This window comes from Ruegeria sp. R14_0 (assembly GCF_017743975.1).
GTDB lineage: Bacteria > Pseudomonadota > Alphaproteobacteria > Rhodobacterales > Rhodobacteraceae > Ruegeria.
Map to the genome: position 1 here is coordinate 258,267 of NZ_JAGHRC010000004.1, position 22,676 is coordinate 280,942.

Below are 22,676 nucleotides of genomic sequence, written 5' to 3' on the forward strand. Positions count from 1 at the left end.
CTCAGTGCCCCCTTTCTTCGCGGTACATCGACCACAGGAAATAGGCGATGAAACAGAGCATGATCAGGAACAGGATCACGGCGATGGCGGCACCATATCCCATGCGGAAGCCGTATTCGGACAAGGCGACCTCGAACATGTAATAGGCCAGAACGCGGGACGACCCGAAAGGACCACCCTGGGTCATGATCGAGATCAGGTCAAACGACCGCAGCGCGCCAATGATTGTCACAACAAAGGCAATGAAGGTGGCCGGGCGCAGTTGAGGCAGGATGATGTGCCAGAGCATGCGCCATCCCTTTGCACCGTCCAGCCGCCCGGCCTCGATCTGTTCGGGGTCCACAGCGTTCAGGCCGGTGAGATACAAGATCATGCAGTAGGCCGTCTGCGGCCAGAGACCAGCAAAGATGATACCGTAGGTGACGAACCGTTCATCTCCCAGCACGTTCAGGGGGCCAAAGCCAAAGAGTCCGAGGAATTCGTTCAACAGCCCGAAGGTCGGGTCGTAGAACCATGTGAAAACAAGGCCAACGACGACCTGAGAAATAACGAAGGGAAAGAAAAACAGCGACTTATAGAGGCGGATTCCCCAGACGGTCTGGTTCAGGAACAATGCGATGAACAGACCTGCAGGAATCGCCAGGAGGTACATGATCAGCCAGATCAGATTGTTCTTGAGCGAAGTATAGAAGGCGTCTCGATCGACCCACTCCCAATAGAGGTCTTCGTAGTTGCGAAAGCCCACATATTCCGCCGCGCCAAGCCCGTCCCATTCGTAGAGCGACAGGTTGAAGGATTGGAACACCGGGATGATCACATAGACCATGAAGAACAGCAGACCCGGGGCCAGAAACAGCCAGGGTGCGATGCGCTGTTGGTTTCTGTGGAACCAGCTTTCCTGTTCAGGGACGTCGACGGCTGACATGCGCTCTCTCGGGGTTTAGGTCAAAGGGGTAAGCCGGGTTTGCACCCGCCTTACGCTCAAAAAGGTGCAGGCCGGGCAGATGCCCGGCCCGACCGGTTTAGTTGTCGTAGATGCGCTGACGTGCGCGTTCCAGTTTGGACAGGATACGGTCAGCGTTGTCCGGCTTGACCATGAACTCCTGGAAGCCTTCCATCGACACTTTAGCCATCTCAGCAGGTGCATCGCGATCCCAGAACTGGGCAACGCCGCCAGGGCTGTTGGCCGACAGCATCGCAAAGCCCTGCTGCAGGAACTTGTCGTCATCGACGGACGACTGGGCGTTCACGGGCAGCTGACCGAGGTTGGCACCGTTGTTGATCTCGGTCTGCTCATCCGCCGAGACCACAAAGCGCAGGAACTCGCGCGCGGCTTCTTTGTTCGACGCATTTGCCGGGATGTGGAATGTGTCGGTCGGTGCGTCTTCGGCCAGTTCAACATCGGGGTTGATGGCGACGAACTGGTAGAAGTCCAGCTGGTCGTCAGTCAGACCCGCCTCGCGCAGCGGAGCAACTGCGAAGTTACCCATCAGGTACGCGGCGGCTTCGCCGTTGACCATGAAGGGCAGGGCTTCTTGCCAGCTGTAGGTCTGGTGGTTGTCGATGAACGCGCCCATGTCGATCAGCTGTTTCCAGTTGGCGAAGGTTTGCTTGACCCGGTCATCTTCCCAGCTGATTTCGCCATTGGCGAGTTGGTTGTGGAAGTCGAACCCGTTGGTGCGCATGTTCAGATAGTCGAACCAGCCACCAGCGGTCCACAGGAACTTGGTCCCGATGGTATAGCAGGCACGGCCCGAGTCGACGATTTTCTGGCAGTTCGCCAGCTCTTCTTCCCACGTGGTGGGTTCGGTCAGGCCCAGTTCGTCAAAGATGTCCTTGCGATAGTAAACGCCCCACTGATAGTAGGTGTAAGGCACGCCCCACTGTTTGCCATCTATGGTCATCGCGCCTTTGGTTGAGGCAAGGTTTTCGGCAATCTCAGGTTCGGCCCACAGGTCCGATACGTCCTCGAACAGGCCGGCCTCGACATAAGGCTTCATCCGATTTGCGGCATACCAGGTCGCCACGTCCGGTGTGTCGGCCGTCAGGAAGTTGCGGATCTGGGTCTTGTATGCCTCACGGTCGATGACCGTGGTCTCGATTTCCAGCCCGGGGTGCTGTTCTGCGAACCGCTCGATCATCGCCTCCATCGTCGCGCGCGGCGCCGGGTTGGATGTATCGAGGAAGATTCGCAGCTCACCGGTCAGTTCGGCGGCAACGGGCGCAGCAAGTGCGACACTGGCTGCCAGAGCTGCGGCAGTGCGCTTGAACATGGAATGCATGGTTTCCTCCCTTAGCTTCCATTTTGGTTCCAAATATTGAAACCATGTTTTATATATTGAAAACTACACATCGACTCGGTTAGTCTTGTCAAGACCCTCGTGAGGAAGGCGGTGGGTTAATGGGAGGAGAACAGGCACTCGTGGCTGGTGACGGAACAATAGGCAAAGCATGTGACGTGCTGGATCAGGTGGCCGCGTTCGAGCGCCCGGTCCGATTCGCAGAACTGCTGGAAAGCAGCGATTTTCCCAAGGCGACCCTGTATCGGTTTCTGCAAACTCTGACCAATCAGGGCATGCTGTCCTATGACCCCGACCGGCAGACCTATACGCCGGGATTGCGGTTGGTGCGCTTGGCGCATGCGGCTTGGACGCAAAGCTCGCTTGCCCCTATCGCGCGACCATTTCTGGATGGGCTCAGCCGTGAGACTGGGGAAACGGTGCACTTGGCACAGCTGGATTCCAACCAGGTGCTGTATGTGGATAAGCGCAACGCGGCCCACCCGATCGAGATGTATTCCCAAGCTGGTAAAGTTGGTCCGGCTTATTGCACCGGGGTGGGTAAGGCCATGATGGCGTTTCTGGGTGATGCCGCACTGGATCGCGCGGTGTCCCAGCAAAGCTATCATCGGTTCACCGACAAAACTCTGACTTCCGAGGCCGCGCTACGCGCCGATCTCGACCTGATTCGAAGCCGGGGCTATGCGGTCGACGACGAAGAGCATGAGCCTGGCATTATCTGCATTGCCTGCCCCATCCTCACGGCGGGCGGGCGGATGTTGGGCGCGATCTCCGTGACCGGATCGACCGAAAGAATGAACTTCAAACAGTTGGAAACCTGGGTTCCTCGTGTTCGCCGCGTGGCCGAACAGATCGGAGCCGAAGCACAGGCTTGGCGGTTCCCTGAAACCAACCCAAGCGCCGACACAGACAGGATGCAAGCAACATGACGGGTGTGACTCTGAACCAGGCGATCAAGCGGTATGGCGAGACGCAGGTAATTCACGGCATTGACCTGGAAATCGAAGATGGCGAGTTCTGCGTCTTTGTAGGCCCCTCAGGCTGTGGCAAATCCACTTTGCTGCGGATGATCGCAGGCCTTGAAGAAACAACCGAGGGGCAGATTCATATTGGGGCCCGCGAAGTGACCCATATGGACCCGGCCAAGCGTGGGGTTGCGATGGTGTTTCAGACATATGCTCTGTATCCGCATATGACGGTGGCCGAGAATATGGGGTTTGGCCTGCGCATGAACGGTGTTGCCAAATCGGAAATTGACACGAAGGTTCAGGAAGCATCCAGCATTCTGAAACTGGACCAATACCTGAAACGCAAGCCCAAAGCCCTGTCGGGTGGTCAGCGTCAACGGGTCGCCATCGGCCGCGCTATCGTACGTGGCCCCGAGGTGTTCTTGTTCGACGAACCGCTGTCAAACCTCGATGCGGAACTGCGGGTCGAGATGCGGGTTGAGATCGCGCGTCTGCACAATGAGATCGGCGCAACAATGATCTACGTGACTCATGATCAGGTCGAGGCGATGACCATGGCCGACAAGATCGTCGTATTGCGGGATGGGCGGATCGAACAGGTCGGCGCGCCTATGGATTTGTATCGCGACCCGGACAATCGGTTCGTTGCTGGATTTATTGGCTCGCCTGCCATGAATTTCCTAGAGTGCGATTTTGTCGACGGCAAGGTCTCGCACCCCGCGCTCAGTGAGCCACTGGAAATGGCTGTAAACGTGCCTGCAGGACTAACGAAAGTGACCCTTGGCATTCGCCCAGAGCACATCGCCGTGGATCGTGCAGGCGACACCTGCACAGTTGATCTGACCGAAGCGCTAGGAGGTGTCAGCTATTCCTATCTGCTAACACCCAACGGTGATAAACTGATCGTCGAAGAGCGCGAGGATGAGCGTAGCAAGCAGGGTGAGCGCATTGGCATCGTCGTGCGCCCGGAACGCGCCATGTTGTTTGATCCCGAGACAGGCCACCGGCTTCGCTGAAGCAATCGAAACGGAAATTAGGCACGCTTGATCATAGATCTGGCGCGTCTTCAATTTTTCTGGATTTTGTATCCAATATCCGTTATGGCGAGTCCAAAGGGGGCATAATTCGTGGCCCCGGCCATCGAGGATTTCACCCATGTCGACCAATGTTTTCACCGGCACGATGCCTGCCCTGATGACCCCTTGCAAACCGGACCGGACGCCTGATTTTGACGCGTTGGTCCGCAAAGGTCAGCAGATGATCGACGCGGGGATGTCTGCGGTGGTCTATTGCGGTTCGATGGGGGACTGGCCGTTGCTGACCGACGCGCAGCGCATGGAAGGGGTCGAGCGTTTGGTCGATGCAGGGTTACCCGTTGTTGTCGGCACCGGGGCCATAAACACAAATTCCGCTGTGGCGCACGCGGCTCATGCTCAAAAAGTAGGTGCGGTGGGTCTGATGGTCATTCCGCGTGTGCTGTCGCGCGGCAGTTCACCGGTCGCGCAAAAGAACCATTTTAAGGCGATCCTGTCTGCTGCACCTGATGTCCCTGCCATCATCTACAACAGCCCCTATTATGGCTTTGCCACACGCGCTGATCTGTTCTTTGCCTTGCGCGCAGAGCATCCGAACCTGATTGGTTTCAAGGAGTTTGGAGGCAAGTATGACCTGCGCTATGCGGCCGAGAACATCACCAGCCAGGATGATCAAGTGACTTTGATGGTTGGCGTCGATACCGAGGTTTACCATGGCTTTGTCAATTGTGGTGCGACGGGCTCGATCACTGGTATCGGCGCGGCCCTACCGCGCCAAGCGTTGCTGCTGGCCGCGCTGTCCCAAAAGGCCGCTCGGGGCCATGCAGAGGCACGCCTGCGTGCGCAGGAATTGACCGAGGCGATCCATGTCCTGTCCAGCTTTGATGAAGGGCCGGATCTTGTGCTGTATTACAAGCACTTGCTGGTACTGAACGGGGAACCCGAGTACCGTTTGCACTTCAATGAAACGGATGAGCTGACCGATGCGCAACGACATTATTGTGAACAGCAATATAAGCTGTTCTGCAGTTGGTTTGCTGATTGGTCCCAACAGGGCGGGGTGATCGCTGAATGCATGTGATCGACAGCCACACAGGCGGTGAACCCACGCGCGTCATATTAGATGGCGCGCCCGATCTGGGGTGCGGGTCCTTGGCTGAACGTGCGCGACGGCTGGCCACTGAACATGAGGCGTTCTACCGGTCGGTCATGCTCGAGCCGCGCGGGCAGCCCGCGATGGTTGGCGCGTTGCTGGTTGAGCCTGTTGATCCAACCTGTGTCACTGGTGTGATCTATTTTGACGTCGATGCCGTTCTGGGCATGTGTGGTCACGGGACCATCGGGCTGGCGGTGACGCTGGCACATCTGGGACGGATCGGACTGGGCCAACACCGGATCGAAACGCCCGCCGGGGTGGTAACGGTTGAACTGGCCGATCCCAACACCGTGACCGTGACCAATATCGAAAGCCGCAGGGTGCATCAGGGTGTCAGCCTTGAAGTCCCGGGATACGGCGCGGTTTCAGGGGATGTCGCCTATGGCGGAAATTGGTTTTTTATCATCGACCCCAGTCCGGTCCCGGTCGTTCCAGCCAATATTCGTAAACTAACCGATTTGTCGATCGCTGTTCGAGAGGCGTCGATCGCGCAGGGGATAGGTGGTGAAAACGGCGAACCCATTGACCACGTCATCTTGCAAGATGACTCACCCGATCCGACAGTGCACAGCCGCAATTTTGTACTTTGCCCCGACGATAATTATGACCGCTCTCCCTGCGGGACGGGCAGTTCAGCGCGGTTGGCCTGTCTTGCCGCCGACGGACACTTGGCCCCGGGTCAGGAAATCATACAGCACAGCGTGATCGGCAGCTCTTATCGCTTGTCTTACCAACCCGGGCCGACAGGCGGAGTGATCCCATCAATCACCGGGCAGGCCTTTGTCGTGGCCGAGGCAAAGCTCTTGTTTCACGAGGCCGATCCATTCAAATCCGGGATCGAAACATGACCCGGCAAGTCGTCGTCATCGGCGCAGGAGTGATCGGAATCACAACCGCGCTCGAGCTTCAACGACGTGGTCATTCCGTTTTGGTCCTGGATCGCACAGGCGTTGCATCCGAGGCGTCCGCCGGGAACGCAGGGGCCTTTGCCTTTCCCGAGATCGAGCCGCTGGCCACGCCCGGCATTATGCGCAAGGCTCCAAAATGGTTGCTGGATCCGCTGGGGCCGCTCTCGATCCCTCCGGCCTATGCGCTGCGTATTGCGCCGTGGATGTATCGTTTTTGGCGGGCCAGTCGCCCTGATCACTATGGTGAATTGCTTGGCGCTCAGGCTCGTTTAACTGGTTTGTCTCGTGAAGCACTCGGCCGCTTGATCCCGAGCGTGAATGGCGAAGGCCTTCTGCAACGTGATGGTCAGATGCAGTTATATGAAGGCGAGGCTGAATTTCGTGCCAGCCTGCCGACGTGGGACCTGCGTCGCAAACATGGAATTGAGTTCGAGTTGTTGGAGAGTCCCGCTGCCATAGCCAAAAAACAACCGGGTCTCAGTTCACGATTTACCCACGCCGGGTTCACGCCCAACTGGTTGAATACCGTTGATCCCAACACATGGGTTGACCACCTGGCTGCTGCCTTTCTGGATCGCGGTGGTCAAATTCAGAGACGAGAGATTCGTGCTTTGTCCCCCCTCAAGAACGGTGTTCTGGTTGTTTGCGCCGATGAAACACTTGATGCAGACAAAGTGGTTGTGGCTGCAGGGGCTTGGTCGCACCACATCGCTCAGACCTTGGGTGACGGAATTCCTTTAGAGACCGAGCGCGGATACAACACCACTTTGCCGAAGGGCGCGTTTGATCTGCGCATGCACCTGACGTTTTCAGGCCACGGGTTCGTCGCGAGCAAGATCAATGGCGGCGTACGCATTGGCGGGGCGGTTGAATTGGGCGGGTTGACCCTGCCGCCGAATTTCAAACGGGCAGATGTATTGCTGCAAAAGGCAGCTGAGTTCTTGCCTGGGCTGAAAACCGAGAATGGTACCCAATGGATGGGGTTCCGTCCGTCTTTGCCTGACAGCATTCCGGTGATTGGCCCGTCGCCCAAATCTCCGCACGTTGTTTACGCTTTCGGGCACGGCCATCTGGGTTTGACTCAATCTGCCGGAACGGCCGAATTGGTTGGCGCTTTGGTTGGCGGGCAAAGCCCGCCTATTTCTGTGTCACCCTACGCCGCCACCCGGTTTTAAGGAGAGCCCATGCGCAGCGTCAAAACCATCCAGGTAATTTCTGCCCATGCCGAGGGCGAGGTGGGCGACGTGATCGTTGGCGGCGTTACGCCTCCGCCCGGTGACACGATCTGGGACCAACGCTCAAATATTGCAAAGGATCAGACCCTCAGAGATTTTGTGCTGAACGAACCGCGCGGGGGCGTGTTTCGACATGTGAACCTTCTGGTGCCGCCGAAAGATCCAAGGGCCGATGCGGCCTTTATCATCATGGAGCCCGAAGACACGCCGCCCATGTCCGGCTCAAACTCAATCTGTGTCGCAACGGTGTTGCTGGATAGCGGGATCATCCCGATGCGGGAGCCCGAGACTACGCTGACGCTCGAAGCGCCAGGTGGGCTGGTGTGCGTTCGTGCTGAATGTCGAAACGGCAAGGCCGAGCGCATACATGTTCAGAACCTGCCCAGCTTTGCAGACAAGCTCTCGGTTCCATTGGAGGTTCCGGGCCTCGGCACGCTGACGGTGGATACGGCTTATGGGGGCGACAGTTTCGTGATTGTAGACGCCGCTGCGCTGGGGTTTGAGATCGTCCAGAAGGAAGCCCGCGCTATTGCCCGCCTTGGCGTCAGAATCACCAACGCCGCCAACGAACAGTTGGGCTTCACTCACCCCGAAAATCCTGATTGGACCCATATCTCGTTCTGTGCCTTCTGCGGCCCTCTTGAAAGAACGCCCACGGGTTGGCGCGGCAGGTCTGCTGTCGCTATCCAGCCCGGCAAGGTCGACCGGTCCCCCACCGGTACAGCCGTGTCTGCGCGTATGGCGCTGATGGAGGCCAAAGGGCAGATGACGCCCGGCCAGACTTTCGAGGCGGTGTCCATTATCGGCTCGACGTTCACAGGCCGGATTGTGCAGGCCGCCCAGGTTGGTTCGCAGCCAGCGATCATACCCGAGATCAGCGGCCGAGGATGGATAACCGGAACGCATCAGCACATGCTGGACCCGGATGATCCCTGGCCCGGCGGGTATCGGCTAAGCGACACTTGGGGTGCCTAAATTCCGTGCGGCAGGCCCGGAATTCCCGGGATTTTTGCATACCGTGTCAATATGCGCCCCCTCAGAACGATTGATCCCAAGCCAAACGTGATTTAAGGGAGGCCCTGTCAAAACAGAGTCACCGTTGGGCGGTAGGTTAAAACGCGCCCACCCCTCGCCACCTGAATGTGGCACACTCTTGGATCGCACGCCCCGAAAGGCTTAAAAAAGGTAAAAGAATATGGCAGATAAATCGAACTTCGACATATTGTATACCATTGTAGACGAAGCGCCCGAGCTGGCCAGCGCCTCGTTCCTGCCCATCATTCGCAAATTCGCCGGCGCTGCGGGTGTCAGTGTTGGGACCAAGGATATTTCGCTGGCAGGCCGTATTCTGGCAACCTTCCCGGAAAACCTGACCGACGCGCAGCGCATCACCGATGATCTGGCCGCGTTGGGCGAACTGGTAAAAACTCCGGATGCCAACGTGATCAAGCTGCCGAACATCTCGGCCTCGGTCCCACAGCTGGTTGCCGCCATCGAAGAGCTGCAGTCGCAAGGCTACGACATCCCAAATTATCCCGAAGAGCCCTCGACCGACGAAGAAAAAGCGATCCGCGCGCGTTATGACGCCATCAAAGGGTCGGCTGTTAACCCGGTTCTGCGCGAAGGCAACTCGGATCGCCGCGCGGCCCGCGCAGTGAAGAACTATGCGCAGAAAAACCCGCATTCGATGGGTGAATGGGTGTCGGACAGCAAAACCAAGGTTTCGTCGATGTCCGACAACGACTTTTACGCCAATGAAAAGTCGGCGACCATCACTGCCGCGCAGGCGGGCGACGCCAAGATCGAATTTGTCGCCAAAGACGGCAGCATCACAGTCCTGAAAGACGCATGGCCACTGGCCGAAGGTACCGTCGCAGATGCGACCTTCATGTCTGTCAAAGCACTGTCGGCATTCCTGGCTGATGCGATTGAGGACACCAAAAAAGACGGCACCATGTTCTCGCTGCACATGAAAGCCACGATGATGAAGGTCAGTGACCCGATCATCTTTGGCTATGCGGTCAAAGCTTGGCTTGCGCCTGTGTTCGAAAAATATGGCGCGGAATTGGAAGCCCTGGGCGTGAACCCGAATTCGGGTCTGGGTGACCTGCTGGAGCGTGTGAAAGACAACGCTGACATCGTGGCTGCAATTGACGCGATCAAGGGCGACCGTCCGTCCATGTATATGGTCGACAGCGACAAGGGCATCACCAACCTGCACGTACCGTCAGACGTGATCATCGACGCCTCGATGCCTGCCGTGATCCGCGCAGGCGGTAAAGGTTGGGACGAAACCGGCGCCAAGGGCGACACCAACTGTGTCATTCCAGACCGCTGTTACGCGCCTGTGTACGACGAAACCATCAAATTCTTCAAAGCCAACGGCGCGCTGAACCCGGCCACGGCCGGTGCCGTCGCCAACGTCGGTCTGATGGCGCAGAAAGCCGAGGAATACGGCTCGCATCCGACCACGTTCCAGGCACCCGCTGATGGCTCAATCCGCATCGTACTGGCCAACGGCGAGACGCTGCATTCCCATGATGTTGAACAAGGCGACATCTGGCGTTCCTGCACTGTCAAAAAAGCGCCGATCGAGAACTGGATCCAACTGGCGATGGATCGCCAGCGCCTGACTGGTTCCGAGGCGATTTTCTGGCTGGACGCGAACCGCGCCCATGACGCCGAACTGATCAAGTACGTCAAACCAGCGCTTGAGGCGGCAGGTGTGGCCGATAAGTTCCAGATCCTGGCTCCGCGTGAAGCGACCCGTCAGTCGTTGGAGACGATCACTGCGGGCAAGGACAGCATCGCCATTACTGGCAACGTACTGCGTGACTACCTGACCGACCTGTTCCCGATCCTCGAACTGGGCACCTCGGCGAAGATGCTGTCGATCGTCAAGCTGATGAACGGTGGCGGTCTGTTCGAAACCGGTGCCGGCGGGTCGGCCCCGAAACACGTTCAACAGTTGGTCGAAGAAAACCACCTGCGTTGGGACTCGATGGGTGAGTTCTGTGCCTTGGGTGAATCGCTGAACTTTCTTGCCGACAGCAAAGGCAACGCCAAGGCTGGCGTTCTGGGGGCCGCGGCCGAGGTGGCGACACAGGGCATTCTGGACAACAACAAATCGCCCAGCCGCAAGGTCGGTCAGCCGGACAACCGCGACAGCCACTATTGGTTCGCGCGCTATTGGGCCGAGGCACTGGCCGCGCAATCGGATGATGCGGAATTGGCAGCCGAGTTTGCTCCGATCGCCAAAGAACTTGCCGACAAAGAAGGCCAGATCCTGTCAGAACTGGCAGCAGCGCAGGGGCCCGAAGCGGATCTGGGTGGTTACTATCACACCGATCCGGCCAAGACTGCTGCAGTCATGCGCCCCAGCGCAACTTTGAACGCGATCATCGACTGAGTGCTGGCACCCACGCTTAGCGGCGTGGGTACTATTGCTCCCGCCAAGACATAGAAAAAGGGCCGACCCCCAAAGTCGGCCCTTTTTTTGAGTGAGCAGTCAGGCCATGGCCTTACCGGTACAGTTGTGTTCACCCTATCAACTTCATTGGGATTTGATATTGGGGGATTCCCGTAGACCAATTCCAGAGTGCAGAAAAAAGGCCGGTCAAAAGACCGGCCCTAATTCAACAAGATGAAGTTGGGGTCAGTTAGACGCCGCGTTCAGCTTTTCGTTCTGTTCGCGCAGGGTGTCCGAAATGATCGCATACCATTCGCCGGATTCACGCATTTCGTTCAGACCTTTGTTCATCATCGCAATGTACTCACGCGCGAACGGGTTTGTGCGGTGCGCAAGGAAGCTCATCGATGACAATGTCGAAACATATGGGTTTTCAACGATATCAGCTGATGTCAGTCCCATGTCTTTCATGGTCGAAGCGAACAGATCAACTTCGAACGCGGCGACATCTGCAGTGCCGGTCAGGACGGCGTCAAGGCATTCGCGGGCCGAGTTGGGCTGCACCACAGTTGTGTTCTCGCGGTTCAAGCCGACTTCCTCCAGAACCACCATGCTCCAACCTGCCATGCGGCAAATGGTGGACCCTTCGAGATCTTCGAACTTTGTCGCGCTTGCATAGTCGCTTTCCGGCAGCGTGAAGAAGCCACCAACAACGTCATAGACGGGAACCGAAGCGACGAATTGGGTGCAGCGCGCCTCAGTTTCTTTGGACCACTCATAAGTGCGGTTCGTACAATCCGGGATGGTCCAGGCGATTGAGATGTCGAAAGCGCCAAGCGGCAGCAGGGTGTCCAGGTGCGAACTCCAATCGTCGACAAAGCTCACCGAGTAGTCACGACTGTTACCAGCACGTTGCAGGCTGGTTGTCGCAAGGCGAGTCATAATACCGCCGCCGCCCAGAGATTCACTGGTGAACGGTTCCCATCCGTTGCCTGCAACCATCTTGATCGGCGGCGCATAGACGTTTGAGCGTTTGACACTTGCTGCACGCTGCTCTTCTGCGGCGATCAGTTCCTGTGCGGACTGACCGTTAGGCAGGCTGCCGTCTTCACATGGCAGAGCCAGAACCAAGCCAGGTTCAAGCGAGTTTGGGTTCGTGATCGAGTTGCGGTTCGCGTTGAAGATCGGCTGGTAGTTCGAGGTGCCGTAGGCTGCGATCGCGATGGTGGCCATCGTGTCACCATCTTGCACGGTGTAGTTTGTACAGGCTTCCTGCGCTGCCGCTGCGCCTGCGGTGAGTGTGAGGACGGCAGTCGCCGTCATCACCTTGGTGTTAAGTTTTTGTTTATGCATTGCTTTTCCTCCCGTGGGTTGGAATGTGGAAAGTGGATCCTTAGCCGGATGAGGCTATCAGTCGTTCATTGTGCTCAGTCAGTGTGTCCGAGATGATGGCGTACCATTCGCCGGACTCCCGCATTTCGTTCAGGCCTTTGTTCAGCATCGCCAGGTATTGTTTGCCCATTGGGTTAGACCGGTGAGTGATGAACCGCAGGGCTGAGAGGGTCGTGACATACGGGTTTTCGACGAGATCGTTCTCGTTCAGACCCATTTCAGCCATTGCGTCGGCAAAAAGCTGAACTTCAAAGGTCGCGACATCCGCGGAGCCGGTCAGGACGGCATCCAAGCATTCCCGCGCGGTAACGGGTTGCAGCAGATCAATGGATTTTTCTGGTTGCAGACCTTCTTGTTCGAGGTCGTGGATGAACCATCCTTCCATACGGCAGACGGTTGCACCTTTTAGGTCTTCAAAGCTGGTCGCACTGGCATAGTCGCTTTGGGGAAGCGTGTAGAAACCCAGGACGATGTCATACACGGGTGCTGACGCATGGAACTGTGTGCAGCGGATTTCTGTTTCCCAGGACCATTCGTAACTGCGGTTGGTGCAATCGGGCATGTTCCACGCCATCGACACGTCAAACGCGCCCAGCGGAAGCAGGGTTTCGATATGCGAGTTCCAATCATCCACAAAGCTGATCGAATATTCGTGAGCGTTACCAGCCCGTTGCAGAGCTGTCGTTCCCAGACGTGTGATGAAACCACCGCCGTTCAGGGTCTCATCCGCGAATGGCGCCCAGCCGTTGCCCGTAACCAGTTTGATTGGGGCTTTGAACGAACTTGTTTGGGTCGAGTTGGCAAAGCGTTCTTGCTGTTGGGCGATGATTTCGCGTGCGCTTTGACCGTTCGGTAGGCTTCCGTCTTCACATGGAAGCACAAGCGACAATCCAGGCGCCAGATCGTTAGGGTTGCTAATCGAGTTTCGGTTTGCGTTGAAAATCGGCTGGTAGTTCGAGGTGCCGTATGCAGCAATCGCGATGGTGGCCATCGTGTCACCATCCTGTACCGTATAATTCGTACAGGCTTGCTGGGCGGCGGCGGCTCCGGCGCTTAGAGCAATGACGGCAGCAGAGGTCATCGCAACGTTATGGAGCGGTAGTTTAGGCATTAGTTGTTTTCTCCAGAGATATTATTTGAGAAGGCTTTTTAGTGTTTCAGCCGTTTTCCATTTGATGGCGTAGGGCGGTTGACACGATGTCGCGCCATTCGCCGGATTGCTGCATGATCGCCAGACCCTGATTCAGCGTCTCAAGGATCGCTTCCCCATCTGGATTATCTTTGTGGGTCATGACGTTAAGCGATTTGATCGCTGCCAGATTGGGGTTTTCGATGATACGGTGTTCGTAGCCCAGCCGTGCGATCGCCTCGACAGCCAGGTGAGCTTCGATTGCGACGATATCGGCAGTGCCTTCCATTACGGCGTGGAAGCACTCATCAGGCGAGACCGGGCGAATAAGTGAGATGGCCGGTTCATACAATCCGACCGAGTCCATGTGCGACAGCGACCAGCCTTCTGGGCGGCAGATGGTGGTTCCGGCAAAGTCCGCGTAGGTCAGCGTTTGCTCGTATCCGGAACCTTCGCGGGCAAAGAACGTGTCCACGACCTCATAGAACGGGTTCGAGAAGTTGTATGTTTCACACCGGTTGCGATCTTTTTCCGACAGCGCCGCCGCTTCTTCGCAATTTGGACGCGACCATGGGAAGGTGGCATCAAAAGCCAGCGTTGGCATCAGCAGATCCAGGTGCGACGACCAGTCGTTGACGAACTGAATTTTATAGGCCTGCTCGGGTGCAGCGCGCAGCATCGCCGTTTCGACAAGGTAGGTGTAGAGGCCACGATTGGGCAACGCTTCATCGGTAAACGGAGCATAGTCCCCACCGGTAATCAGCAAAACCTGCCGGTCGCGGATCTCGGGGCGTTCACCGGAGTCTGCGTTGCGGATCAGCGCAGCTGCTTCCGCGCGGGCGGCTTCAATCTCGTCCTTGGCTGCCTCTTTCGCAGCAACCACAGCGTCTTCGCTGGCTTTCTTGGCTTCGGCCTCGGCTTCGGCAACACGGGCTTCGGCCTCGGCGATCGCTTTCGCTGCGCGATCCTCTGCGGCTTTGACCAGCTCTGCCGCCATTTCCGCAGCCATGGCTTCGGCTTCGGTGCGGGGCAGGGCGGGTGCGCGCCCGATGTCTTCCAGACAGGGCAGGGTCAGAACGTCGCCAACGCGAATGATGTTGGGGTTGTTACCAATGACGTCTCGGTTTGCATCATAGATTATGCGAAAGTCTTCGGTCGAATAGACGTCGATGGTCAGTTCGCGCAGGCTGTCGCCGCGTTGAATTTCATAGGTTGAGCATGCCTGTTGCGCCGAGGCTGTGCCTGCTGCGGCAGCGAGTGCCAGGCTCGATATGATCAGATGAGGTCTCATGGGTCCTGTTACTTTGCCTTGTTTAGTTTTTTGTAAGTTTCACAACGCCGATTGACGCGTTGTCCTGATCCGGATCGCCCTTGGCCCGCAATGCGGACTGGAGTGCTCCGGCGATGTCTTGCGCCAGCGCGTTCGCATTGCTGCGCAGGATGTCCTGAATCTGAGTATTGCTGAGATATTGCAGGCCATCGCTTCCAAGGATCAGGATGTCAGACGGTGTCAGATCAAGCGGTTCTTCCGGACAATCGACCTTGGGAATCGCAGCCCCCATGATGACCGAGGTCAATTGGTTCCTATCGGGATGCGCCAACGCTTCAGCCTCGGTCAGAGTCCCTTCGGCCAACTGTGCATCAATTACGGGCGCCATCGAATGGTCTTCGTTGATCTGGTGCAGCGAACCATTCCGGAAAAGGTAAAGCGGGCTGTCGCCGATCGAAATCCAGAACAGACGTTGACCTAACAGAAGCACGCCCAACAAGGTCGACCCCATGTTGAATCCGGCACCCTGTTCTTCGCAATGGTTTGCGATCAGGGCATTGGCCTGCATGGCCGCCAGCGGCAAAGCGTCGATCAGAGCGGTTTGGGACGGGGCGTCACCTTCAAGTTCGGCATCCAGTGAATCCCGCCATGCGCGGATCACCAGATCAGAGGCAACCTCGCCCGCAGCGTGCCCGCCCATACCGTCGGCCACGACCACATAGCCCGCATTTGCCGCGTCAAACACGCGCGACGCTACCGCGTCTTCCTGCGTGTCGCGCTGGCCCTTGTCCAGGATCAACGCAATATCATATGCCGGAGTCGCCAGCATCTATCAGGAGTCCCGCCAATCAAAGCCTTCGTCACAGAAGGCGGCAAAACGGATCGAGGTGTCGCTGATACGGATCAGATCACCGCTGGATAGGGCAACGGTGCTGAGAACGGGCTTGCCATTGAGGCGCACGAGGTTGGCTTTGCCGCCATGACCCAGATAGCATTTGCGATCTTCGGGATCGTAGGCAATCACAGCATGGTTACTGCGCGAAATCCCTGTGTCGCCAAAATCCAGCTGAATGGCCTGATCGTCGTTGCGGCCGATCTGCATCAAACCTTCGGTCAAGGTAATGCTGGCGCCACGGCCAGGGCCACCTGTGATGACAAGCCAACCCACCGGGAAGGATTGTTCGGCATTTTCGGTTTTCGCGACCGGTTCCGTCGTTTCAATCAGATCCTGAACATGCGTATCGGCACGTTCAAAACCCAGGAACGTTGTTTTGACGCGGCCCCGGCGATCTTCGACCGGTGCAGGTTCTGGTGCCGGGGTAGCCTCGGCAACTGGGTCGATGACTTCAGGTTCTTCGACCACGACGTCCACAACCGGTTCGGGTTCGGAAACTTCGACCTGAACGATCTCTTCCTCTGTGACCACTTCCGTGGTTACCTCGACAGGCTCCTCGACTGTCGTGTGCAGGGTCATCACGGGCTCGGCCTCGGGCTCAGCGGCTTCGACGGCCTCTTCCTGAACTTCGGCGATGACCTCGGCTACGACGACTTCATCCTCTGCCTCAACGGTATCCGCTTCGGCACCTTCCGCGAACTCGGGCATCTTTTCTTCCGGGATCAGCTCGTCGGTTTCTTCGTAGCTGTCCGAAGTCATGTTGCCGCCTGCCAGCGCCTCGCGCAGAGCATTGAAATCGGCGATAGGCTCGACCTTTTCGGTCTCGGGCGCTTCGGTCTGCTCGACGTCGGCTTCTTTTGGTTTGCCGGCACCTTCGAGAAGCCGGCTAAGAGGGCTTTTGTATTTAAACATGGTGTCGACACCTTTGTTTCTTTGCACAGGACCAGAGTCCTATGGGGCTGCTTTTTGCCTGTACGCGGGGGCACAACGGCACGAAAAATTCGTTAACAAGGTCACTTTTGACTTCTGCGGCGGGCTGGTTCCCGCCAGGGACACCTTTTGCGGTAACCCTCAGCAAACACACACTGGCAGATCAGATACGAACCGGTCAGATTACTCCTGCGCTAAGGACATTGTGGCATTGGTCTCAGCCCCGCTTCGCAACACGTTGAAGCGGGCCAGAGGCTGGTCTTCTGAGACCAGTGCTGCTGTCAGGGCATCCAGGCTTTCCGATCCGTCCAGCGCAGTGCCGGTCGTCGCTTCGGACACGAGGACGTCACCCTTTTGCAGATCACCTTGGGCAGATGGCGGAACCGAGCTGACCACCGTTTGCCAACCCGTGCTATTCGCGTTCTGAACGGTGAACACGTAACCGTTTTCCAGGCCAACTACACGCATAGCGGGCAATGCCAGCAAACCGTTCTGCGGACGGGTTTCACCCAAGGGGCGATAGCGGGCGGACACACGAATGTATCCATCCGGGTCAATATTCATTTCGTTCAGAACCTGTGCGGCAAACGTCATATCTGCCTGGACCGGTCTGCCGTTCAGAGTGAAAATGGTAGCACCGCGTGCGACCCATTCGCCGACAACCGACGGGTCCATCCCTGCGTCGACACCGGTAATTGCGATGATGCTGCCGGTCGATGCCCGGCGACGGGATGTCTGGAACGGAATATCGACATCCCAATGCGAGAACGCGATCTGCTGTTCAGACAGGTCTACCGGTTGCGCCGGAGCAGGTGGGGTTTCCGGAACAGGGGCCGCTGCGACCGTTTCTGTTTCGGGGGCCTCATTTGGTTCTGCGATAACGGGTTCTTCTTGTGCCTGCTCGACAGGCTCTGCCGCAGCCTCGACCACTGGCTGGGCGGGCTCAGCTTGTGCTGGCTCTGCTTCGGTGGTCGCTACCTGCTCGACCGGTTCCTGCACGGATGTTTCGACTGCCGCGGTTTCTTCGACCGCTGGCGTTTGTGTTGATGCTGTATCTTCTACCGGAGTTTCTTCGCCCGACATCAGGAAGAAACCACCTGCCGCCAAAACTGCAAGAACGGCCACACCGGCAACGAGCTTGCCTGCCCCACTCGATCCGCTTTTGACAACCGTATCGACAGCAACAGGGGTCTCTTCTTTCGAGTTGAAGGTGGCGAGCTCGTCGTCCTTCTTATCCTCGTTCCCCAGCGCAATATCGGTGTTGCCTGCCAGCAGAGCGGTGACAACAGCTTCGGCGTTTTCGCTTTCGGCCTTGATCCGCGCTTTTTCTTCTTCTTCGTCCTTGTGGTCCATGGCGACGATCACAGAAACCGGCCGGTAGTCGAAGCTGTCGAACATCACGCCGGGGCCGCGGAACATGCGCAGCCAATCCAGAGCGGCCTGCAAACGGTCGGTCGCGTGAACCTCCATCGCCTTGTCGATGGCCTCAAGGAAACCATCTGGATATCCCTCAAAACGTCCAGCCAGAGGTTCGTAGGGATCTTTTTGTCCATTGTTGAACGCGTTCAGACGGGTCTGACCGTCAACCGGACGTTCGCCGCTGATGGCGTGATACAGGGTTGCCGCCAGAACGTAGAGGTCACTGCTGGGACCTTGTTCCGCGCCGCGCACGTAAAACTCATGTGGTGAATAACCATCCTTGATCACCCGCAGTGTCAGCAGCGCCGCAGACTGGTTTGCAGCCTGTTCCCGCGCCGCACCAAAGTCGATCAGAACCGGGTCACCGTTTTCATCGATCAGAATGTTATCGGGCGAGATATCGCGGTGGAGCATGCCGCTTTGGTGGATGAAGGACACCGCCGACAGCATCTTTTCGGTGACCTGAACGATGAAATCAGGACCGGTCTTGTTTTTGGAATCTTCGACATAATCCAGCAGATCGCAGCCGCGGATGTAATCCATCGCGATATACGCGGTGTCGTTATCCTCGAACACCTGATGAACGTCGACGATGTTTGGGTGAACCAAGCGCGCGTGATTGCGCGCTTCGAGAATGAAGAGGTCAATGATCGAACGCAGGTCGTCTTTGAACTCCGGCTCGACCGGCTCGACCATGTCGCCATTGCGGCGGCACAGAGCGCCCGGATAGCACTCTTTGATCACCACTTCGCGCTCCAGACTGTCGCGCGCGAGATACGTGATCCCGAACCCGCCATTGCTGATAAAACGCAGGATTTCATATTGCCCGCGCAAAAGCTTGGCGCCGGGTTGAAGTCCTTCAATTTTCGGTTCGTCGTGCGTTGCGCCGACGGCCTGGTTGTGGCTCATTTCATTCCGCCCGTTCTAATCGTTTTGCGGTATTTTCAACTGGGCAAACTGCCCGCGAACTCACAACCAAACACAACCGCAGGACACTTAAGAACGTTAGACGTTTCAAATTTGACTTTATTGGGGCCGCCTCGTGGCTTCACTAAGAAGCAGTAAACTTGAATGTCAATATGTGGTGCAAAGGCGGCAGAACAATCTACATATTGAAGTCAGGGCGTTTGAAATCGCGGACTGAAGACCGAATTTATGTAGATTGGTCTTCGATCACGAAACAATCGCGCAGCGATTCTGACGCCTTCGAATCGCTGCAATGCGGCTCAATTACTACGGGAAAAGGTCAGGTTCCGGTTTTTGTCTGAACGGACTCGACCCTGCTGCCGGCCCAGGCGAGGTTGTCGCTGAGCTGCGCAAGGATGCTGATTGCATCCTTCAGCGGCGCATCGCCGCTTTCAAATTGCAGCAACAACAGCAGGTCAGTGGCCTTTTCGAACTCGCCGGGAATCCAATCTGCTTCGGGGGTAATTTCGTGCCCTTGCTCCAGACGTTCGGCAAAGTCTTCGACGATCTCCTGGCAGCTGTTCAGGAAAGCCGCTGGTTCGATGTCCGAAGTCTCGCGCAGATCGTCGTAGATGCTAGCAATCGCCGCGAGCCAATCCTCGAGAATAGGGTTTTCGAGCGGCGGCAGCGCAGATTCCAGCGTTGCATGGATCGATGGGGCCTCGGTTTGCTCAGCCTCGTCTTTGTCACCTTCGATGCTGGCCAGGAATGGCAAAAAATCGTCTTCCAGGTCCTTTTGGGCGGCTTCCAGATCCGCCATACGCTTCGCCGACGCGATTTCCAGCACCTGTTCTGCCAGGTTTTGGCCGCCGCAGGTTTCCCAAAGATCAAAATCAGGCTCAGGTTCCTGCGCCATGGCCCGAACGGCGACTGGTGTCCCAATAGGAACGACCGCGCGGAACATGTCGCCTTTTTCTTTCTCCAATCGGCCCAGAACGCGGTCAAGCGCGTCACGAACCGGCGGCAAATCCGTGTGGGTTACGGCCAGCAAGCTGTTCGAACGCAGCTCTTGCGGTACCTGCGCCCAAAGATGGCGTTCGGTTTCACGCCACGCGTTGGTGCCGTTTGTGCACCAGATCGCGCAATCGACATAAGTCAGCAAATCGAGAGTCGGTTTGTAAGTGTCGTCTAACGCCCCGGTGCCGGGCAGGTCAAACAGCGATATCTCTTGCAAAGCAGGCGTATTCAAGCCGACCGAGATGAAGTCAGGATCGTCAGCCGCCGCCTTTTCCAGTGCAATACCGGAATAAACCTTGGGTTCTTTGTCCCACCAGCCAACTGTGGTTTCCGGGGCATCGGCATAAGCCACTATGACCAAGGGCAACTTCAGATGCTGCGGGCCGGTTGGCAAAATATCCGCCCCGGCCAGCATATTGGCCAAGCTGGACTTTCCGGCGCCAAATTCGCCGGCGAAACCGATATTGACCGCATTCGAAAGCCGTTCTGCATGGGCCAAGGCGCGCTCGCGCATCTTGTCCAGCGCCGCGTCCGACGGCAAGTTTTCAGTGGCGGTCAGGAAGCGTTCGAGTTTGCGTACTTCCTGTTCGGTTCCGGGAAATTCTATCATTCCGCTGCCTCTGCTATTTTCTTGTCGGCAGTGTCACCGCCGAACACCGCATCCAAATCATCTGCCACACGTTGTGCTTGATCGAACGCCGCCTGCGCCTCTGCACGTGCATTGGTTTGACCAGTATCGACCCGCTGTTCAAGATGTCCCGCCAGCAAAGCCAGATAGTGATCAAGAACAGTGTTCAGGCGTTCCAGCAGATCGCTGCGTGCTGTATCGACCAGATCATCGCCGATCATTTCAAATTCCTGCACAATCATACGTTCGGCACGTGCAACCACGCTTTTGCGCGAAATCAGGCGCGATAGCCAGCTGACGCGCAGTTCCACTGTGATACCACGAGTCAATGCCGTGGTATCGGGGCGGAACCACCGAACCGCACTGGTGTTCATGCGGTTGTCGGTCGGATCTTGCCAACCGGGCAGGGCACGCAACGCAGCGTTGCTGTTCATGTCGATGGCATAAAGCTCACTGAGCATGCGCTGCCGGACGACCTGCGTTGCCCCCTGAACCAATTCGCGCATGCGATCCCGCAACGGTGCAAAGTTCAGCTCGGTATCGCCGCCCTTGGCCAAAAGCGGAGATTGCCCGTTCGGCCCGCGTACCACGGCGGAGACCGCTTCGGACACAGTGTCATCCATAACGCCCCGCAGGTTGGCCAAAACGTCGTCCATATCGTCGATGATTTCAGACGTTTTTTGCGCAATCGTCGCGCGTAGCTCACCCAGTGTTTTGTCGTTTTCGTCACCGCCCGGATCGGTTGTCCCATCATCGTCGATGGCGCGCAGATGTGCTTTGGACCGCTCCAGCTCACCTTGGGCGAAACTGTTCAGGTGCTGCCATGCCATTTTTAGCTGTTCGTCCCGCGGGCCTTGGGCCAGCGCATGGGTCACATGCCGACGCAGGTCCGGCAAGCCCGAAGCAATCATCGCCGCAAAACGCAAAACACCTTCGCGGCTGATCGGGCCCGGGCCTTGTTTGATTTCTTCGACGCCGTCCAGGTATTGTTTCATCTGTTCGGGATGAGCGCGCAGCCAGGCCAGAACGTGGTCGTGGTTCACGCCTGTTTCGTCACCGGTCAAAGCGTAATGGGCCCATTGGGCGCTTCCCATGAGAACGTCGATGTCCGAGTTGCCCAGTGCCTTTTCCAGCCCATCCAAAACATCTGCACGGACTTTTCCGGCATCCTCGGCACCGCCGCCCAACTCGTCAACACGGTTGATAAACACGACGATCTGGCCCAGTTCCAGGGCCTGCATCAGGCGGAACAGTTTAAGGTCCGCCCGCGACAAAGCCTGGTGCGCGGACAAGACAACCACGAAGAAGTCCGACTCCTTTAGGTACTGGCGCGAGATTTCCTCGCGGATCAACAGCGGGTCGTTGACGCCGGGCGTATCCGTGACGGTCAGGGGGAAGGGGAAGTGGCCGATATCAAAATACACTTCGGCCTTGCGCGTAATGTCGCTGTAAAGCCCGCGGTCCGAACCCGGATCATGGGCCTCACCATCAGTGGGATCATCGCCTGCGCAAACATAGCGGGCCAGATCGTCCGAGTTCAGCTGTTCCAAATCGTGATGCTGGCCCAACAGTTGTTCGTAGCTGTCGCCCAGACGCAAACGGGCGCGGGTTTTCATCGCCTCGACCTGCTCTTCGATCATCTCGCGCTTATAGCTGTCCTCGTCATCGGGGAACATATTGCGCAGCTCTTCACCTTCGGCGATCAGAGCGTGCCATTGGCGGTTGTCAAAGAAATGGAACTCCGCCCCATTTGTCCGGCCCGAAGGGTGCCCGAAATGCATATCGGTGATCACCGTCGTCCAGGGATTTACATCTGACGGCAGATATTCGGCCTGACCTGTAAAACCATTGATCAAGCGGGATTTGCCAGCCTTGATTTGGCCGACAAACGCGATCGATGGCTTTAAGTTCGACAGATCGTTTACGATCCGCGAAATGAATTGACGGGTCTCATCATTACTGACCCCGTTCATGTCTTCGGCAATGCGAATTAACTCGCGACGGTTATTTTCACTCATACTGCTACCCTGAGTACTGATAATCAAAGATCGAATTAGTCAAAAAGTTGAATGTTATGGGC

Annotated in this window: 17 protein-coding genes; 7 read left to right on the forward strand and 10 right to left on the reverse strand. The window is 57.2% G+C overall.

Features of this window, described 5'->3' with window-relative positions; all coding sequences use genetic code 11:
- Position 1: 1 nt before the first annotated feature.
- Positions 2–925 carry a sugar ABC transporter permease gene (locus J7416_RS13525; RefSeq protein WP_170423575.1) on the reverse strand — a complete coding sequence of 308 codons (924 nt, stop codon included), beginning with the start codon at positions 923–925 and terminating at the stop codon, positions 2–4.
- 97 nt (positions 926–1,022) lie between these two features.
- Positions 1,023–2,282, reverse strand: a complete 1,260-nt coding sequence (locus J7416_RS13530) for an extracellular solute-binding protein (protein ID WP_209225401.1) — start codon at positions 2,280–2,282, stop codon at positions 1,023–1,025.
- Between the two features lie 140 nt (positions 2,283–2,422).
- Here J7416_RS13530 and J7416_RS13535 point away from each other — a divergent pair, with 140 nt between their 5' ends.
- The 7 genes from J7416_RS13535 to J7416_RS13565 all read left to right on the forward strand — a co-directional run bounded on the left by J7416_RS13535 (position 2,423) and on the right by J7416_RS13565 (position 11,010).
- On the forward strand, positions 2,423–3,229 hold the full coding sequence (locus J7416_RS13535) for an IclR family transcriptional regulator (RefSeq protein ID WP_209225803.1): 807 nt from the start codon (positions 2,423–2,425) through the stop codon (positions 3,227–3,229).
- Complete coding sequence (ugpC, locus tag J7416_RS13540; protein WP_209225403.1) at positions 3,226–4,284, forward strand: sn-glycerol-3-phosphate ABC transporter ATP-binding protein UgpC; 1,059 nt, start codon at positions 3,226–3,228, stop codon at positions 4,282–4,284. Before J7416_RS13535 ends, ugpC begins: the two co-directional genes overlap by 4 nt.
- Before the next feature lie 139 nt (positions 4,285–4,423).
- Positions 4,424–5,383 (forward strand): dihydrodipicolinate synthase family protein, encoded by a 960-nt coding sequence (locus J7416_RS13545; RefSeq protein ID WP_209225405.1) that lies wholly within the window; start codon positions 4,424–4,426, stop codon positions 5,381–5,383.
- On the forward strand, positions 5,374–6,306 hold the full coding sequence (locus tag J7416_RS13550; protein WP_209225407.1) for a proline racemase family protein: 933 nt from the start codon (positions 5,374–5,376) through the stop codon (positions 6,304–6,306). The genes J7416_RS13545 and J7416_RS13550 overlap by 10 nt, the downstream gene beginning before the upstream one ends.
- A complete protein-coding gene (locus J7416_RS13555; protein ID WP_209225409.1) occupies positions 6,303–7,541 on the forward strand; it encodes an FAD-binding oxidoreductase in 1,239 nt (412 codons plus the stop codon). The genes J7416_RS13550 and J7416_RS13555 overlap by 4 nt, the downstream gene beginning before the upstream one ends.
- Positions 7,542–7,550: 9 nt before the next feature.
- Complete coding sequence (locus J7416_RS13560) at positions 7,551–8,576, forward strand: proline racemase family protein (protein ID WP_209225411.1); 1,026 nt, start codon at positions 7,551–7,553, stop codon at positions 8,574–8,576.
- 220 nt (positions 8,577–8,796) lie between these two features.
- A complete protein-coding gene (locus J7416_RS13565) occupies positions 8,797–11,010 on the forward strand; it encodes an NADP-dependent isocitrate dehydrogenase (protein ID WP_209225413.1) in 2,214 nt (737 codons plus the stop codon).
- Between the two features lie 246 nt (positions 11,011–11,256).
- On the opposite strand, the gene J7416_RS13570 is transcribed toward J7416_RS13565, so the two are convergent.
- From J7416_RS13570 to J7416_RS13605, 8 genes are all read right to left on the reverse strand, one after another.
- Positions 11,257–12,363 (reverse strand): transporter substrate-binding domain-containing protein, encoded by a 1,107-nt coding sequence (locus tag J7416_RS13570; RefSeq protein ID WP_170464782.1) that lies wholly within the window; start codon positions 12,361–12,363, stop codon positions 11,257–11,259.
- A gap of 40 nt (positions 12,364–12,403) precedes the next feature.
- Positions 12,404–13,513 (reverse strand): transporter substrate-binding domain-containing protein, encoded by a 1,110-nt coding sequence (locus tag J7416_RS13575; protein WP_209225415.1) that lies wholly within the window; start codon positions 13,511–13,513, stop codon positions 12,404–12,406.
- Positions 13,514–13,559: 46 nt separating this feature from the next.
- Entirely contained in the window at positions 13,560–14,822 is a 1,263-nt protein-coding gene (locus J7416_RS13580) for a transporter substrate-binding domain-containing protein (RefSeq protein ID WP_209225417.1), read from the reverse strand.
- Positions 14,823–14,844: 22 nt separating this feature from the next.
- On the reverse strand, positions 14,845–15,630 hold the full coding sequence (locus tag J7416_RS13585; RefSeq protein ID WP_209225419.1) for a PP2C family serine/threonine-protein phosphatase: 786 nt from the start codon (positions 15,628–15,630) through the stop codon (positions 14,845–14,847).
- Positions 15,631–15,633: 3 nt separating this feature from the next.
- Complete coding sequence (locus J7416_RS13590) at positions 15,634–16,608, reverse strand: FHA domain-containing protein (RefSeq protein ID WP_209225421.1); 975 nt, start codon at positions 16,606–16,608, stop codon at positions 15,634–15,636.
- 201 nt (positions 16,609–16,809) lie between these two features.
- A complete protein-coding gene (locus J7416_RS13595) occupies positions 16,810–18,954 on the reverse strand; it encodes a serine/threonine-protein kinase (protein WP_209225423.1) in 2,145 nt (714 codons plus the stop codon).
- Between the two features lie 337 nt (positions 18,955–19,291).
- Positions 19,292–20,578 (reverse strand): dynamin family protein, encoded by a 1,287-nt coding sequence (locus J7416_RS13600; RefSeq protein ID WP_209225425.1) that lies wholly within the window; start codon positions 20,576–20,578, stop codon positions 19,292–19,294.
- The gene (locus tag J7416_RS13605; RefSeq protein ID WP_209225427.1) at positions 20,575–22,614 is read right to left on the reverse strand and encodes a dynamin family protein; all 2,040 of its coding nucleotides are present in this window, start codon (positions 22,612–22,614) and stop codon (positions 20,575–20,577) included. The genes J7416_RS13600 and J7416_RS13605 overlap by 4 nt, the downstream gene beginning before the upstream one ends.
- Between the last annotated feature and the right edge of the window lie 62 nt (positions 22,615–22,676).